Here is a 13,081-nt window from a genome sequence, read left to right as displayed (position 1 = left end):
CCTTAGAAAGCGGTGCAGACGATGTAGGTGTTGTTGTCCTCGATGCCGCCGGTGCCGGTGGTGGGCACGGCGGTCAGGGCGGTGCCGGCATAGGTGCCGGAAGCCACGCGCACGGAACCGGTGGCGGTGTTGCCGTCGTCCAGGGTGATGTCGATCTGCTTGGCGAACTTGCCCTGGATGCCTTCGGAACAGACAAAGTAGGAGCCGGTCATGCCGGTGATGGGGCTGGTGCTCTGGATGCCCAGGCGGCCGCCGTCGGCGTTGGTGGGCATGGCGGCAGCCGGATCGGTGAAGTTGGCATTGCCGGCCGCCAGGTTGGCCAGGCGCACCTGTTGCCAGAAGGCGACGCTCTCGTCGGTGGCCGTGGTGGAGTTGTAGTTGCCTTCGATGCGGCCGTTACCCTGGGTGGTGGAGGTGACGGTGAGCAGGGTGACGCTGGCGTTGGTGGCGGCGGAACCCAGGTGGGTGGCCACGTCCCGGTCGTCGCCCGGCAGCGCCCGGTACTTGTCCTGGTAGCCGTAGATGAAGAGGGGGACGGTCTTGAAGTCGTTGATGAAATTTTTCACCTTGGCGCTGTTGATCAGTTCCTGACCCTTCAGCACCCCGCCCAGAAGCAGGCCGATGATGACGAGTACAATGGCAATCTCAACCAGGGTGAAGCCTTTTTGGCGTGCGGACATGGCGGTCTCCTTCCAATTTGAAAATGTGTCTGCTTTTTCCAAGCACATCATATGCCATGGGCCTGGAAGGCATTATGGGTGCAATTCTGACGGGAAAGCGCCGAAAAGTGTCAAATTCTTGACGCTCCCGTCGGAGATTCGTCACCCGTTCCTGTCGCGGGAGTGTCCGTGCTAGCCAGAACCCGTCTTGCCCTGGGCCCCGAGAGCCTGCTGGTGGCGCTCCTCGGCCTCTACCATGTGGCCCTCGCGGTGGGACCGGAGCAGCCCTGGGGGCGGGGCCTGTGGCTGGCCCACATCGGCCTGCTGATCCTCTGGCAGCCTTTCGTCGAAACCGGCCGTCGACTCAGTGTGGCCGAACTGGCCCTGATGGGAGCCGGCATCCTGCTGCTGACCCTGGGCCTCAACGACTGGCTGCTGATCTTCTGGACCGCCATCCTCTCGGCCCTGGTGGGCGGCCGGGTCCTCTTTGTCCGCCGCCGGCGCCAGCGCATCTTCCTGCTCCTGGCCTTCGGCTATCTGCTGGGCGCCCTGCTGGCCTGGCAGGTGCCCCAGGTGGTGCCCCGGGAAATGGCCGTGGATCCGGCCCTCAGCCCCGTGTTCATCTACGCCCTGCCTCTGCTGCTGCTGTCCATGCTGGTGTGGCCCCGCTCCCGGGAGGAAGCGCCCCCGCGCCGGGCCGAGATGGTGGACTTCGTCTACAGCCTGTTCGTCTTTCTCCTGCTGGCCGTGCTGGTGCTGGGCACCCTGGCCTTCATGCTGCTCGACCGCAGCGGCTACGGCGTGGCAGTGGCCTCCACCGTGTTCATCATGGCCGGCCTGCTGTTCCTGCTGGCCTGGGCCTGGGACCCCCGGGGCGGCTTTTCCGGCTTCGGCGTGCTTTTTTCCCGTTACGTCCTGAGCGTGGCCCTGCCCTTCGAGCAGTGGATGCGGCGCCTCACCTACCATGCCGAGTTCGAGGTCGATCCGGAACGTTTCCTCGGCCAGACCCTGGAGGAGATGCTGGCCCTGCCCTGGGTACTGGGCGGCACCTGGGCGGCGGAACACCGGCACGGCGCCTTCGGGCTGGCCGACGGCGCCTTCTCCCAGCGCTTCGAGTGCCCGCCCCTGAACGTGACCCTGTTCACCCGGCACAAGCTGTCGCCGGCCCTGATGCTGCATTTCCATCTGCTGCTGCGGCTGCTGGCCGAGTTCTACCTGGCCAAGCTGCGGGGCCGGGCCCTGCAGCAGATGAGCTACATCCAGGCCGTGCACGAGACGGGCGCCCGTCTCACCCACGACGTGAAAAACCTGCTGCAGTCCCTGACCAATCTCTGCCATGCGGCCGAACAGGCGGAAGCGGACGATGCCGAGCCTTTCCAGGCCCTGATGCAGCGCCAGCTGCCCCTGATCACCCAGCGCCTGCGCCAGGCCCTGGACAAGCTGGAGCAGCGGCCCGCCGCCGACGGCGAGGAGCCTGCTGCCGGCAGCTGGTGGACGGCCCTGGGCCAGCGCTACAGCGGCGAGGCGGTGACCTTCGCCGCATGGCATGGGGGCGAGCAGCCCCTGCCTGCCGGGCTGTTCGACATGGTGGCGGAGAACCTGCTGCAGAACGCCCTGAGCAAGGCCGCCAGGGAAATGGACCTGCGCATCGAGGTACGCCTGTTGCCCGGGGCGGACGGGGCGGGGCTGGAGCTGCAGGTGGAGGATTCGGGCAGTCCGGTGCCGCCGGAGCTGGCGGCGGAACTGGGGCGGGCGCCGGTGAGCTCGGCCCACGGGCTGGGCATCGGCCTCTACCAGGCCGGGCGCCTGGCGACCGAGAGCGGTTACGAACTGAGCCTGGCCGCCAACGAGCCGGGCCGGGTGTGCTTCAGCCTGCGTCCCCTCAGCCGGTGACCTCGGTCGGCACGGCGCCGAGGCTGCTGCCGGTGCCGCCGTCGCTGCGCTTGCCGGCCAGCCGGTACACCGTCATGTTGCCCTTGCCCTTGAGATAGAGGGTCTGGGGCTCGTAGAAATCGTAGCGGTCCCGCAGGCGACGGTAGGTGGTTTCATCCACCTGGATCATGCCGGGCACGCCTTCCGTGGTGATGCGGCTGGCGATATTGACCGTGTCGCCCCACAGATCGTAGATGAACTTTTTCTTGCCCACCACGCCGGCCACCACCGGCCCGGTGCCGATGCCGATGCGCACTTCCAGGTGCATGCGGTTCACCTCGAAATCCCGGTGCAGCAGATCGCGCACGGCCAGGGCCAGGTCGGCGATGGCGTCGGAATACTCCTCCCGCTCCTGACTGAGGCCGCCGGCCACCATGTAGGCGTCGCCGATGGTCTTGATCTTCTCCAGGCCGTAGGCTTCGGCCAGTTCGTCGAAGGAGGAGAAGATGCGGTTGAGCATGGAGAAGACCTGCTGGGGCGACAGGCCCTCCGCCACCTTGGTGAAATTGACGATGTCGGCGAACATCACCGTGACATCGGCAAAGCCGTCGGCGATGGTCTGGTTGCTGTGTTTCAGCCGTTCCGCCACGGCCCCCGGCAGGATGTTCAGCAGCAGCCGTTCCGAGCGCTCCTGTTCCGCCTGGAGCAGGGCGTGGGCCTCCACCATGCGTTCCTGCAGCTTCTGCTTCTCCAGGGTGGCAAAACGCAGCAGCAGATAGACGATGCTGGAGACGGCGGCAAAGTTGAGGGCGAAGAAGAAGATGCTGGTGCGCAGGGGTACGTGGCTGGCTTCCATGGCCGCCATGTCGGCCAGGTAGAAATCGAAGAAGCCGGAGAGGGCGGTGAGGAACAGGTAGGCGATGAACCAGGCCAGGGATTCCCGCACGCCGAAAAACAGGATGGCGCCGATGGGCGCCAGCAGGCCCCACAGGCTGATGCCCGAGGCGGTGATGAAGTTGCCCATGCTCCACTGGGCAACGAAGGGCATGAACAGGAACAGCCCCAGCTGGGTGGTGCGGAACAGGGTGAAATTGCGGGTCTTGAAGTAGAGCAACAGGTTGCCGGTGAGCAGCAGCTGGAAGATGAAGGGAATGGTGGAGGAGAAGCGCGGCCCCAGCTGCCAGTAGAGCAGCAGCCAGAGCATGGAGGCGGCGCTGATGAGGCCCGTGGCGAAAATCAGCAGGGACTTGTTGAGGCGCATCTCCTCGCTGTCGTTGGCCGAGAGGCCGACGTCGCGGAAGGAATGGAAGAAGGAGTCGGAGGACATGGGCCGGGGTCGATGCGAAGGCGTGGGCGGATGGTCTGAGTGTGGCAGTTGGGGCCGGGGCCGGTCAATGCTTGAAGCTGTCATTTCCTCACAGGGAACGGCCGGCGGCGATCAGGCGGTTGAACAGGAGATTGGGCGACAGCCACAGCACCTGGTCATCGAAGCCCTGCTGGGTGACGGCCCGGCTGACGAAGACGTTGTCGCCATCGTGATTTTCCACCTCGTCGGCATCGCTGCTGGCGCCGTTGGCGGCGCCCTGGGCGTTGATGGCGCCCAGGCCGTTCTTGCCGTGGGAGAGCACCAGGGCCGGCAGGCCGGAGGCCAGGGTGGAATTGGCCACGGAGCAGCCGCTGCTGGCCGAGGCGACGCTGCAGATCGTGATGTCGCCGGCGCTGGTGGCAAGCCCGAAGCCGTCCTTGTTGTTGCTGAAACGGGTGTGCACCCGGTAGCGGTAGTGATTGCGCCAGCTGTCGTACTGGCCCAGGCCCAGACTGGTCCACGGCAGCACGCCCTCGGCGCTGGGGCAGTTGCCGCTGCCGTCGCGGGCCTCTTCCACCCCGTCGTAATCCGTGTCCGGGCAGGGCAGGAAGGGGTGCTGGCCGCTGCTCGAATAGTGGCTGGCCGCATAGCCGATGAGGGCGTCGCCGATGTCCTGCAACTGCTTCCTGGTGTCGCCGTTGTCCCGCACTTCGGTCTGGGCCGACAGGGAAAAGAGCATGCCCCCGGTGAGCAGGGCCACGATGACCAGGACGATGGCCAGTTCAACCAGGGTGAAGCCGTGGGGGCGGCGCAGGTGGGGGTTCATGGGATGAACTGGGCCTTGAAGTTTTGCAGCAGGATCAGCTGGCCGCCGCTGCCGAAGCCGGTGGTGAAACCCAGCCGGACGTTGCGCAGGGACTCGCTGCCCGAAAAATCGCTGATGGATATGGTATCCCTGATGGTGGGCGGCGAACAGGCGGCGGTATTGGGAGCGAAGGTGGTGCTGAGATCCGCCATGGCCACGTCCTCGACGAAACAGAGGGAATTGCTGGCGGGGAAGGCCCAGGCCTTCAGGTCGTAGGTGCCGGCTCCGGCGCCGCTGTCGTAGTTGCGGCTGATTTCCAGGCGGATGCGCACCAGTTGCCCGAGGGTGGCCAGGCCGCCGGGCGTGGCCAGGCCGCTGGTGAGGGCGGCCGGGTTGCGGGGGGAATCGCCGCTGCCGCTGCCGAAACCGTGCACGTTGTCGTCCCACAGGGGGTCGGCGACGCCGGCCCACCAGTTGTTCTCCCGGTAGCCCCAGTAGGTGAAGGCCAGGTGCCGGATGGTCAGGGGGTCCTGGCGGCCATAGGCGTGGTTGCTGTTGCTCTCGTTGTATCCCAGGTTCTGCACGAAATCGAACTCCAGGCCAAGCTTGGGCGGGGCGATGGGGCGCAGGGTGACGCCGGCGGGCGGCGTCGGCTCGCCGGAGTAGCCCAGGTGCTGGTCCGGTGCGCCGCACATGGAGGCGTCCGGGTTGCGCTCGGCATCGGCGATGGTGAAGGTGAAACCGTCGCCCCGGTCCTGCACCCGGTATTCGAAAAAGGCCCGCAGGCCGCTGCCGAAGCGCACCACCTGGTTGAACCAGAGACAGCCGTAACGCAGGTTGGGCGGGCTGCCGATAGGCACGTCGCTGGTGCCCAGGGTGGCGGTGCCGGCGCCGCTGTCCACGGCAAGGGTGGGGTTGCCGCTGGCAAGCTCGTTGCGGATGGCGGTGGCGGCGCCCAGGTCGTTGCTGAAATTGAGGGTGACGCTTTCCTTCAGGCACAGCACCACGTCGCCGGCCGCCTGGCTCTTGTCGTAGGCGGCCAGGGCCTGGGGCAGGGGGAACTGGCGGGCGGCCGCGTCGGTGGCCGTGGCGGCGGCGATGTTGGCGGCGGCCAGGAAGCTGGCGGCAGAAGTGCTTTCCGCAGCGGTGCGGGGGCCTGTGGCGGCCCGTTCCCCGGTGAAAATGAGGGCGCCCCGGCAGGGCTTGCCCCGCACCGTGAGGCAGCCGTCGCTGCCGCAGTTGAGGTAGCGCAGCTGGTTGTCCCAGTGGCGGCGGAACTCCTCGTCGCCACTGCCGAGGCTGGCGCTGAAATCGAAGGCGGCCGGCAGGCGCTGCAGTCCGTCGCTCGAGGCGTCCCCGGTCGGCAGGCTGGGAGCCGCATCCAGCGCGGACTTCAGGCCTGCCATCAGGGTGTCGATGCGGCTCGGGAAATCGCTGCGCTGCTTGATGCGCTGGAAAATGTCCCGGGGACTGAGCCACAGCAGCAGGTCATTGTTGGAGGTGCTGCCCGGGGTGCCCTGGGTCAGGCTGAGACTGGCGCCGCCGCCGAAACTGTAGTTGCCGTCCAGATAGTTGGCCGCATTGGGGCTGTCGCCGCCGGGGCAGGCGCCGCTGCCGCCGCTGCGGTGCTGGCCGCCCAGGGCGATGCCGGGGGCGAAGAGAACGGCGACGGCGCCGCCCTCGGCGTTCTCCGGCTCGGTCAGGATCTGGCTGCCGTCGCTGCTGCGCACGGCGAACTGGCCCTGGCTGTCCCAGTTGAGGGGCGTGCTCTTGGGGCTGTTCTTGAAGCGGCCGACGGCGTACCACAGGCATTCCCCGCCTTCATCCTGAAGCATCGGCAGGCCCAGGGTCTTCCACGGCAGGAGGCCGACCACGGTGGTGCCGGCGGTGCCGCAACTGGCTTCGGCCTCGCCGTCGTTGTTGGTGTCGGGGCACGGCAGCTGGCCGAAGACCTGGCCGCTGTTGCGCTGGTCGTAGGTGGCGGCGAAGCCGAGCAGGGCCTCCCGGGCCTGGGCCAGGGCCGCCATGGAGGCTTCCGCCCGGACCTGGGGATTACTGGAGACGGCGGTCAGGTGCCGGTAAAGGCCGTAGGCCCCGAGCACGAAGACGATGAGGAAGAAAGCCAGCAGGGCGGCGCCGCGCTGACGGCAGGCGGGAGCGGGGTGGCGGGCCACGGCTCAGGGCGCCGCAGGGCGCCTGCCGGCGGGGGCGGGATGGACCCGCAGCACGCTGCCATCGGGCAGCAGGCCGGCGGATTCGTTGCTGCCGCGGCGATGGGAGTCGCCGACGCCGAGGCTGGTGCTGCTGTCGTTGCCCAGGTCCTTCAGGGTGGCGCGGCCCGGGTGGCGGCCATCGGGCCGGACCTGCAGGCCGCTGATGTCCTCCCGGTCGTGCTGGACCATGCCGTTGATCCAGGCCGAGCCCTTGCCGCTGGAGCGGCGCACGATGCCGTTGAGGGTCACCACCGGTTCTTCCGTGGCATGGCTGGTGTCCTGGATGTTGTACAGCCGCTGGCGCTCCAGGGCCTGGCGCCGTTCCGGCGTGAAGAAGAGGCGGCCCAGGGCTTCATCGGCCAGGAGCGGTGAGGCGGCCGTGCCCAGGGCCAGGAGCAGGCCGGCGAGCCTGGCTAGGCGGGCGCCGGGGCGGGCAGCTTGGGGAGGGCGCAGGGAATGGGCGTTCATGGCAGGTTCCTCCCCGTCTCAGCGGGTTTGGGGGCCTCGCAGGGTGATCCAGTCCAGCAGGCACTGGGCCTTGAGGTTGGCGTGCAGGCCGGGGCTGTCGCCCGGGGGGCGGGGCTGGCGGCTGACTTCGCAGCTGCGCACCAGGACCTGGGCCTTGGCCGTGTTGCGCAGGTCGGCGAGGACGTTGAGCAGATCCTCCTCATGCAGCAGCTGCAGTTGCAGGCGCATGGAACTGACCTGGAAGCTCCACGGCCCCTGGCCGTTGCCCAGGGGCTGCTGGGGCGAGAACTCGTACTGGATGTCCAGCAGGCGCCGGTTGTTGCGGATGTCCCGCAGCAGCTCGACCCAGTCCAGGCGCTGTTCCTCGCCGATGACGCCGCGGGCGGCCAGGTTGCTGAAGAGGGCGGCCTTGAGCTTGATCTCGCTTTCCTCTTCCCGTACCTGCTTCAGCTTGGCCTGGGCCTGGGCGTTGTGGGCCTGGGCCGTTGCCAGCAGGCGGCGGGCCTGTTGCTGCTGCTCCAGGGAAAAGAGCACCAGGACGGCGCCGCCGAGGCAGAAGAGGACGAAGATCACCAGGCTGAGGCGCAGCTTGCGCCAGTCGGCTGCGGTCAGTTTCATGGCGTCACCCGATGCACGATCTGCACGACGAAATGACGGGGCTCGGCGCTGGCCGGGGCATCGTCGCTGCTGCTGCCGCCCTTGAGGGACTTGCCCGATTCCACGTCGAACGGTTGCTGCTGCACATTCACCTGCAGGCCGGGCTGCTGCCGCAGGGCCGCCAGGAAACGCTCGAAAATGGCCAGCACCTGGCGCGGATTGGCCTGGGGGCCGGTGGGAATGCTGCCCCGCACCAGGGCGCTCTCGTCCCCCTCGCCCGGCGCTGCCGCCGCGGCAGTGGCGTTGCCATTGCCTCCGGCGCTGGTGCCGCCCCGCTGCCAGGCGATGGTGTCCAGCTCCACCTGGGGCGTTGCTTCCAGGGCCCGGCTGAGCAGCAGGTAAAAGTCTCGCGGGGTGGTGGGCTGCCGTTCCATGGCCTGGTAGCGGTTGATGACCTGGCGCAGGGTGTCGTTGTCCACCGGCATGGGCGGGAAGGTCCGGGCCAGTTCCGCATAGCGCTGGGCCGCGCTGTCGGCCTGGGCCTGGATGGCGGCCCGTTCGCTGCCGAGGCGGCTGGCGTCGTACAGCTGCTTGCCGGCGAAAAGCAGGCAGGCGAGGAAGACCAGCAGCCCGCCGGAAGAGAGCAGGGCCTTGAGCTGCCACACCCGGTAGTCGTGGCGCAGGGGCGGCGGCGCGAACTGCTGGGCCGGCGTCTGGACGGCCAGCAGGTGCAGGAACAGGGCTTCGCTGCGGCTGTCCTCCGGGGCATCGGCCAGGCCGATGAGGCGGGCGGCCTCGTCGTTGCCGACGATGCGGAAGGTGACGGCCGGGCTGTCGCTGCAGGCTTCCTGCACCGCCCGCACCGCTTGGGGATGGACCAGGGCCAGGGCCTGCAGGGACTGGCCCCGGGCCAGCAGGCGCTGGCTGGTCAGGTACTGGTGCATCTTGGCCGCCTCTGCCGCCATGGCGTGGCCGATGCCGTGGATGCTGGAATCGTGCAGGGGCACCAGGCGCGAGAAGTGCAGTTCGCCCTTGTCGAAGAAGCTCTGGCGCAGGCTGTGATCCTGCACCGTCAGCATCAGGCAGGGGGCCGGGCCGGGCTGCAGCTTTTTCAGCAGTTGGGGGCCGAGCAGGGGCAGGGAGTAGATGCCCACCAGGGGCACGCCCAGGGACTGGATCAGGGCCGTCCACGGCATGATCTGGGCCGGGTTGGTGAAGCCGGCCAGCAGCAGGCGTTCGTCCTTGCGCCGGTTTTTCTCGAAGCCCAGGCGCTGGGCCATGTTCAGGTTGGTGCTGTAGAAATACTGGCCCAGCTTGCGCTGGATCACGGCTTCCCGGTCCTTGCCCTGGAGGAAGGGGATGGTGTCCAGCTGGAAGCCTTCGTCGGCCACGTTGATGAGGAGGTAGAAAAGGTCGTGGCGACGCTTTTCCAGGTACTGGCGGAAGGCCACCAGGCCCTCCTCCGAATGGGGGAAGCTGGCCTGGGCGTCCAGGCGGCCACCCTTCCAGGCATGGGCCGAGAGCTGGTGGGCGGAGAGGTAGAGGAGATGGCGCTGGGGCATGGCTCAGGTCTTGATCTTGCTGATGACGTCGTACACCGGCCCCAGGACGGCCAGCATGATCCAGCCCAGGACCGAGCCGAGGATCAGGGTCAGGGCCGGCTCGATCAGGGACTGGATCTTTTCCACCGACTCCTTCACGTCCCGGTTGAAGAAGTAGCTGACATTGCGCAGGGCGGTGTCGAGGGAGCCGGTGCTTTCCCCCACCCGCAGCATGCGGATCACCAGGGGCGGAAAGAGGCCGATGGTGTGAAAGGCGGTGGTGACGTTCTGGCCTTCGCCGATCAGCTGTTCCACCTTTTCCAGGCCCTGGCGGATGACCCGGTTGCCCACCACCTCTTCCGTGGTGCGGATCGACTCCAGGATGGGAATGCCCGAGGAACAGAGCAGGGCGAAGGTGTTGGCGAAGCGGGAGAGCACGATCTTCTTCAGGATCGGCCCGAACACCGGCAGCTTCAGCTTGAAGGCGTCGAAGCCGTGCCGCACCGCCGGATTGGTGTGCAACAGGTAGCTGAGCAGGGCGATGCCGAGGATGGGCAGGAGCAGGACCAGGTACCAGTAATTGACCAGCAGGTCGGAGACAAAGAAGAGGGCCCGGGTCTGGGCCGGCAGTTCCTGGCCCATGTTGCGCACGAACTGCTTCAGCTGGGGCACCATGTACACCATGAGGAAGAAGGTGGCGCCCAGGACGATGGTGCCGACGAAGGCCGGGTACATCAGCAGCTTCTTGGTCTGGGAGGCGATCTCGTCCTCCCACTTGAGGGATTCGGTGAGGTTCTGCAGCACTTCGGAGAGCTGGCCGGTCAGTTCCCCGGCCCGCACCAGGCTGACGAAGACCTTGGTGAACACCCGGGGATGCAGGGCCATGGCCTGGGACAGGGTCTGGCCGCCCTCGATGGATTCCACCAGGCTGGCAATGACTTCGCGGAAGCGCGGATGTTCCAGGGAGTCCCGCAGGTCGGAGAGGCCTTCGAGGATGGGCACGCCGGCCCGGTTCAGCTGTTCCAGGTGGAAGCAGAAGTTGATCAGCTCCCGGCGCGGCACCGAGCCGCCGAACATGTCCCAGCTGCTGACCGGGGTGCCGTTCACCAGGTCCATTTCCATGCGCTTGAGGCGCATCTCCAGGTCCACCAGATTGATGGCGTCGAGGCGCCCCTGGACCATGCGGCCATCCGCATCGACGGCCTTGTAGTTGAAGAGTCCCATGGCCGGACCCTACATCCGGTCGGTGAGGTCCACCACCCGGGATAGCTCCTCCAGGGAGGTGGAACCGTCCAGCACGCGGCGCAGGCCGTCGTCGGCCAGGGGGCGGAAGCCCTGGCGGGTGGCCTCGTTGCGGATGTCCCGGGCCGTGGCGCGGCGCGCCACCAGCTCGTCCATGGCCGGCGTCATGCGCAGCAGTTCCATGATGGCGATGCGGCCCCGGTAGCCCTGGAAGTCGCAGCGCTCGCAGCCGCAGGGGTGGTAGATCACCGGCCGCGGCCCTTCCGCCGGGATGCCGAGCAGGCGGGATTCGTGGGCCTCGGCCTGGTAGGGCGTCTTGCAGCCGGGGCAGAGACGGCGCACCAGGCGCTGGGCGACGATGCCGATGATGTTGCCGGCCATCAGGTCCGGCAGGATGCCGATGTCCAGCAGGCGGGGAATGGCGCCGATGGCCGAGTTGGTGTGCAGGGTGGAATACACCTGGTGGCCGGTCATGGCGGCGCGAAAGGCCATCTCGGCAGTGTCCGTGTCGCGGATTTCGCCCACCAGGATCACGTCCGGGTCCTGGCGCATCATGGAGCGGATGCCGTTGGCGAAGTCCAGCTTGGCCGATTCCGCCACCGAGGTCTGGCGCACCAGGGCCATGGGGTATTCCACCGGGTCTTCCAGGGTCATGATGTTCACGCCCTCGGAATTGATGTGGTTGAGCACCGAATAGAGGGTGGTGGTCTTGCCGCTGCCGGTGGGGCCGGTGACCAGGATGATGCCCTCGGGCCGGGCGATCATCAGCTTGAGCAGGTCCAGATGGTCCTCCGCCAGGCCCAGACCCTCCAGGGGCACGATGCCCTTCTGCCGGTCCAGGATGCGCAGCACCACGTTTTCGCCGTGAATGGTGGGCTGGGCCGCGACCCGGAAGTCCACCTGGCGGCCGCTCAGCACCAGGTTGATGCGGCCGTCCTGGGGCGCCCGGGTCTCGGCGATGTTCATGCCGCTCATGACCTTGATGCGCACCGCCATGGCCGGCCAGTAGGACTTATGCAGGGCCCGGATCTGGCGCAGCATGCCGTCGATGCGGTAGCGGATGCGCAGGAAGTTGGCCTCCGGCTCGAAGTGCACGTCGGAGGCGTCCCGCTTCACCGCGTCGGCCAGGATGGCGTCGATCAGGCGCACCACCGGCTGGCTGTATTCGTCGGAGGAGGACTGCAGGCTCTTCCAGTCGATCTCGCCGGTTTCGATCTCGTGCAGGATGCCGTCGATGGACAGTTCGTAGCCGTAGTACTGGTCGATGGCCCGGTCGATTTCCGACTCGCCGGCCAGCAGGGTCTCGATCTCCAGCTCGGCGTTGAGCTGGCTGCGCACCTTGTCCAGGGCGACGATGTCGTTGATGTCCGCCAGGGCCAGGGTCAGGCGGTGGCTTTCCGCATCGAAGTCCAGGGGCAGGATGTGGTGGCGCTTGGCCAGCTCCCGCGGCACCAGCTTCAGGGCGGAGGGGTCGATGACGGCCCGGGAGAGGTCGATGGAGCGCTTGCCCAGGCTTTCCGAAAGGGCTTCCCGCAGGGTCGTTTCCGAGACGAAGCCGAGGGACACCAGCAGCTTGCCCACCGGCTGGTTGGACTTCATCTGCTCCAGCAGGGCGATGCGCAGCTGGTCTTCGGAGATGATCCCCTGGGCGATGAGAATCTGGCCCAGGGGGCGGCGCTGGGGGCTGGGGGCGTTCATGGCGCGGCCAACTCCTGCAGCCGGCGCCGGGCGCCTTCCTTGTCGAACATGGCTGAGCGGCCGGCGGCGGCGCCGAGGGCCGCCTGGTAGTACTGCTGGGCCGGCTTGACCTGGCGCAGGTGGTCCAGGCTCACCGCCAGATTGAAGAGATAGTCCGGGTTGTCGCCGTCGCTGGCCAGGGACTTGAAATAGGCCTGCTGGGCTTCGCTCCAGCGGCCCTGGCGGGCGTACACATTGCCCAGGGCGAAGTGGGCGTGGCCGGCTTCGGGCTGGGTCGCCAGCAGATTCTTCAGGCGGCTTTCCGCCGCCGCCGGATCACCGTTGCCGAGGAGGGATACCAGGCCGGCCAGGGCCACCGGGTTTTTCGGGTCCGCCTCCAGGGCCTTCAGGTAGAGGGCTTCGGCCTTGGCAGTCTGGCCCTCGCGGCCGGCAATGCTGGCCATGCCGAGCAGGGCGTCGGTGTTGCGCGGGTCGGCCTGCAGCACCTTGTCGTAGTCCTGCACCGCGGCGGCGAAATCCTCCCGCTGCAGGGCGCCGTAGGCCCGTTCCAGCAGCGGGTTGGTGGCCGGCTTGCCGCGGCTGAGGCGGATGGGGCTGGGCTCCTCCGGCGGCAGCGCCGGCTGGCGTTCCTGGGGCACGGGACGCTCCCGGGTAAGGGGGGCGGGCATTTCCGGTACGGG

11 protein-coding genes are annotated in these 13,081 nt (G+C 67.7%); 1 reads left to right on the top strand and 10 read right to left on the bottom strand.

The annotated features are described in order from the left end of the window. Positions 1-2 precede the first annotated feature (2 nt). The gene (locus tag AC1RTA_RS10105) at positions 3-680 is read right to left on the bottom strand and encodes a prepilin-type N-terminal cleavage/methylation domain-containing protein (RefSeq protein ID WP_014236480.1); all 678 of its coding nucleotides are present in this window, start codon (positions 678-680) and stop codon (positions 3-5) included. 168 nt (positions 681-848) lie between these two features. On the opposite strand from AC1RTA_RS10105, the gene AC1RTA_RS10100 reads away from it, so the two are divergent. Then, on the top strand, positions 849-2,552 hold the full coding sequence (locus AC1RTA_RS10100; RefSeq protein WP_492784651.1) for an ATP-binding protein: 1,704 nt from the start codon (positions 849-851) through the stop codon (positions 2,550-2,552). On the opposite strand, the gene AC1RTA_RS10095 is transcribed toward AC1RTA_RS10100, so the two are convergent. The 9 genes from AC1RTA_RS10095 to AC1RTA_RS10055 all read right to left on the bottom strand — a co-directional run. Then, positions 2,542-3,858 (bottom strand): adenylate/guanylate cyclase domain-containing protein, encoded by a 1,317-nt coding sequence (locus tag AC1RTA_RS10095; RefSeq protein ID WP_014236482.1) that lies wholly within the window; start codon positions 3,856-3,858, stop codon positions 2,542-2,544. The genes AC1RTA_RS10100 and AC1RTA_RS10095 overlap by 11 nt on opposite strands. An 88-nt stretch (positions 3,859-3,946) precedes the next feature. Next, complete coding sequence (locus tag AC1RTA_RS10090) at positions 3,947-4,663, bottom strand: type II secretion system protein (protein WP_492784650.1); 717 nt, start codon at positions 4,661-4,663, stop codon at positions 3,947-3,949. Further along, positions 4,660-6,816: a hypothetical protein gene (locus tag AC1RTA_RS10085; RefSeq protein ID WP_492784649.1), complete on the bottom strand. Its 2,157-nt coding sequence runs from the start codon at positions 6,814-6,816 to the stop codon at positions 4,660-4,662. The genes AC1RTA_RS10090 and AC1RTA_RS10085 overlap by 4 nt, the downstream gene beginning before the upstream one ends. 3 nt (positions 6,817-6,819) lie before the next feature. Beyond that, positions 6,820-7,323 (bottom strand): hypothetical protein, encoded by a 504-nt coding sequence (locus AC1RTA_RS10080; protein ID WP_014236485.1) that lies wholly within the window; start codon positions 7,321-7,323, stop codon positions 6,820-6,822. An 18-nt stretch (positions 7,324-7,341) separates the two neighbouring features. Next, a complete protein-coding gene (locus tag AC1RTA_RS10075; protein WP_416243139.1) occupies positions 7,342-7,941 on the bottom strand; it encodes a hypothetical protein in 600 nt (199 codons plus the stop codon). Beyond that, entirely contained in the window at positions 7,938-9,482 is a 1,545-nt protein-coding gene (locus tag AC1RTA_RS10070; RefSeq protein ID WP_492784648.1) for a hypothetical protein, read from the bottom strand. Before AC1RTA_RS10070 ends, AC1RTA_RS10075 begins: the two co-directional genes overlap by 4 nt. A gap of 3 nt (positions 9,483-9,485) precedes the next feature. Beyond that, positions 9,486-10,685 (bottom strand): type II secretion system F family protein, encoded by a 1,200-nt coding sequence (locus AC1RTA_RS10065; protein WP_492784647.1) that lies wholly within the window; start codon positions 10,683-10,685, stop codon positions 9,486-9,488. A gap of 9 nt (positions 10,686-10,694) precedes the next feature. After that, positions 10,695-12,401 (bottom strand): GspE/PulE family protein, encoded by a 1,707-nt coding sequence (locus AC1RTA_RS10060; protein ID WP_014236489.1) that lies wholly within the window; start codon positions 12,399-12,401, stop codon positions 10,695-10,697. Next, positions 12,398-13,081, bottom strand: a 684-nt coding sequence (locus AC1RTA_RS10055; RefSeq protein WP_492784646.1) for a tetratricopeptide repeat protein, incomplete at its 5' end; no start/stop codon positions are given. The genes AC1RTA_RS10055 and AC1RTA_RS10060, both read right to left, overlap by 4 nt.

It is taken from the genome of Azospira sp. MPR-E4, assembly GCF_058809645.1.
The sequence above is the reverse complement of the archived record's forward strand: the minus strand, read 5'-3'. Positions and strand labels throughout refer to the sequence as shown.

Coding starts and splice junctions, on each gene's coding strand:
- AC1RTA_RS10095 (WP_014236482.1), bottom strand. CDS start 3,858: ATGTCCTCCGACTCCTTCTTCCATTCCTTCCGCGACGTCGGCCTCTCG.
- AC1RTA_RS10070 (WP_492784648.1), bottom strand. CDS start 9,482: ATGCCCCAGCGCCATCTCCTCTACCTCTCCGCCCACCAGCTCTCGGCC.
- AC1RTA_RS10105 (WP_014236480.1), bottom strand. CDS start 680: ATGTCCGCACGCCAAAAAGGCTTCACCCTGGTTGAGATTGCCATTGTA.
- AC1RTA_RS10065 (WP_492784647.1), bottom strand. CDS start 10,685: ATGGGACTCTTCAACTACAAGGCCGTCGATGCGGATGGCCGCATGGTC.
- AC1RTA_RS10090 (WP_492784650.1), bottom strand. CDS start 4,663: ATGAACCCCCACCTGCGCCGCCCCCACGGCTTCACCCTGGTTGAACTG.
- AC1RTA_RS10080 (WP_014236485.1), bottom strand. CDS start 7,323: ATGAACGCCCATTCCCTGCGCCCTCCCCAAGCTGCCCGCCCCGGCGCC.
- AC1RTA_RS10060 (WP_014236489.1), bottom strand. CDS start 12,401: ATGAACGCCCCCAGCCCCCAGCGCCGCCCCCTGGGCCAGATTCTCATC.
- AC1RTA_RS10075 (WP_416243139.1), bottom strand. CDS start 7,941: ATGAAACTGACCGCAGCCGACTGGCGCAAGCTGCGCCTCAGCCTGGTG.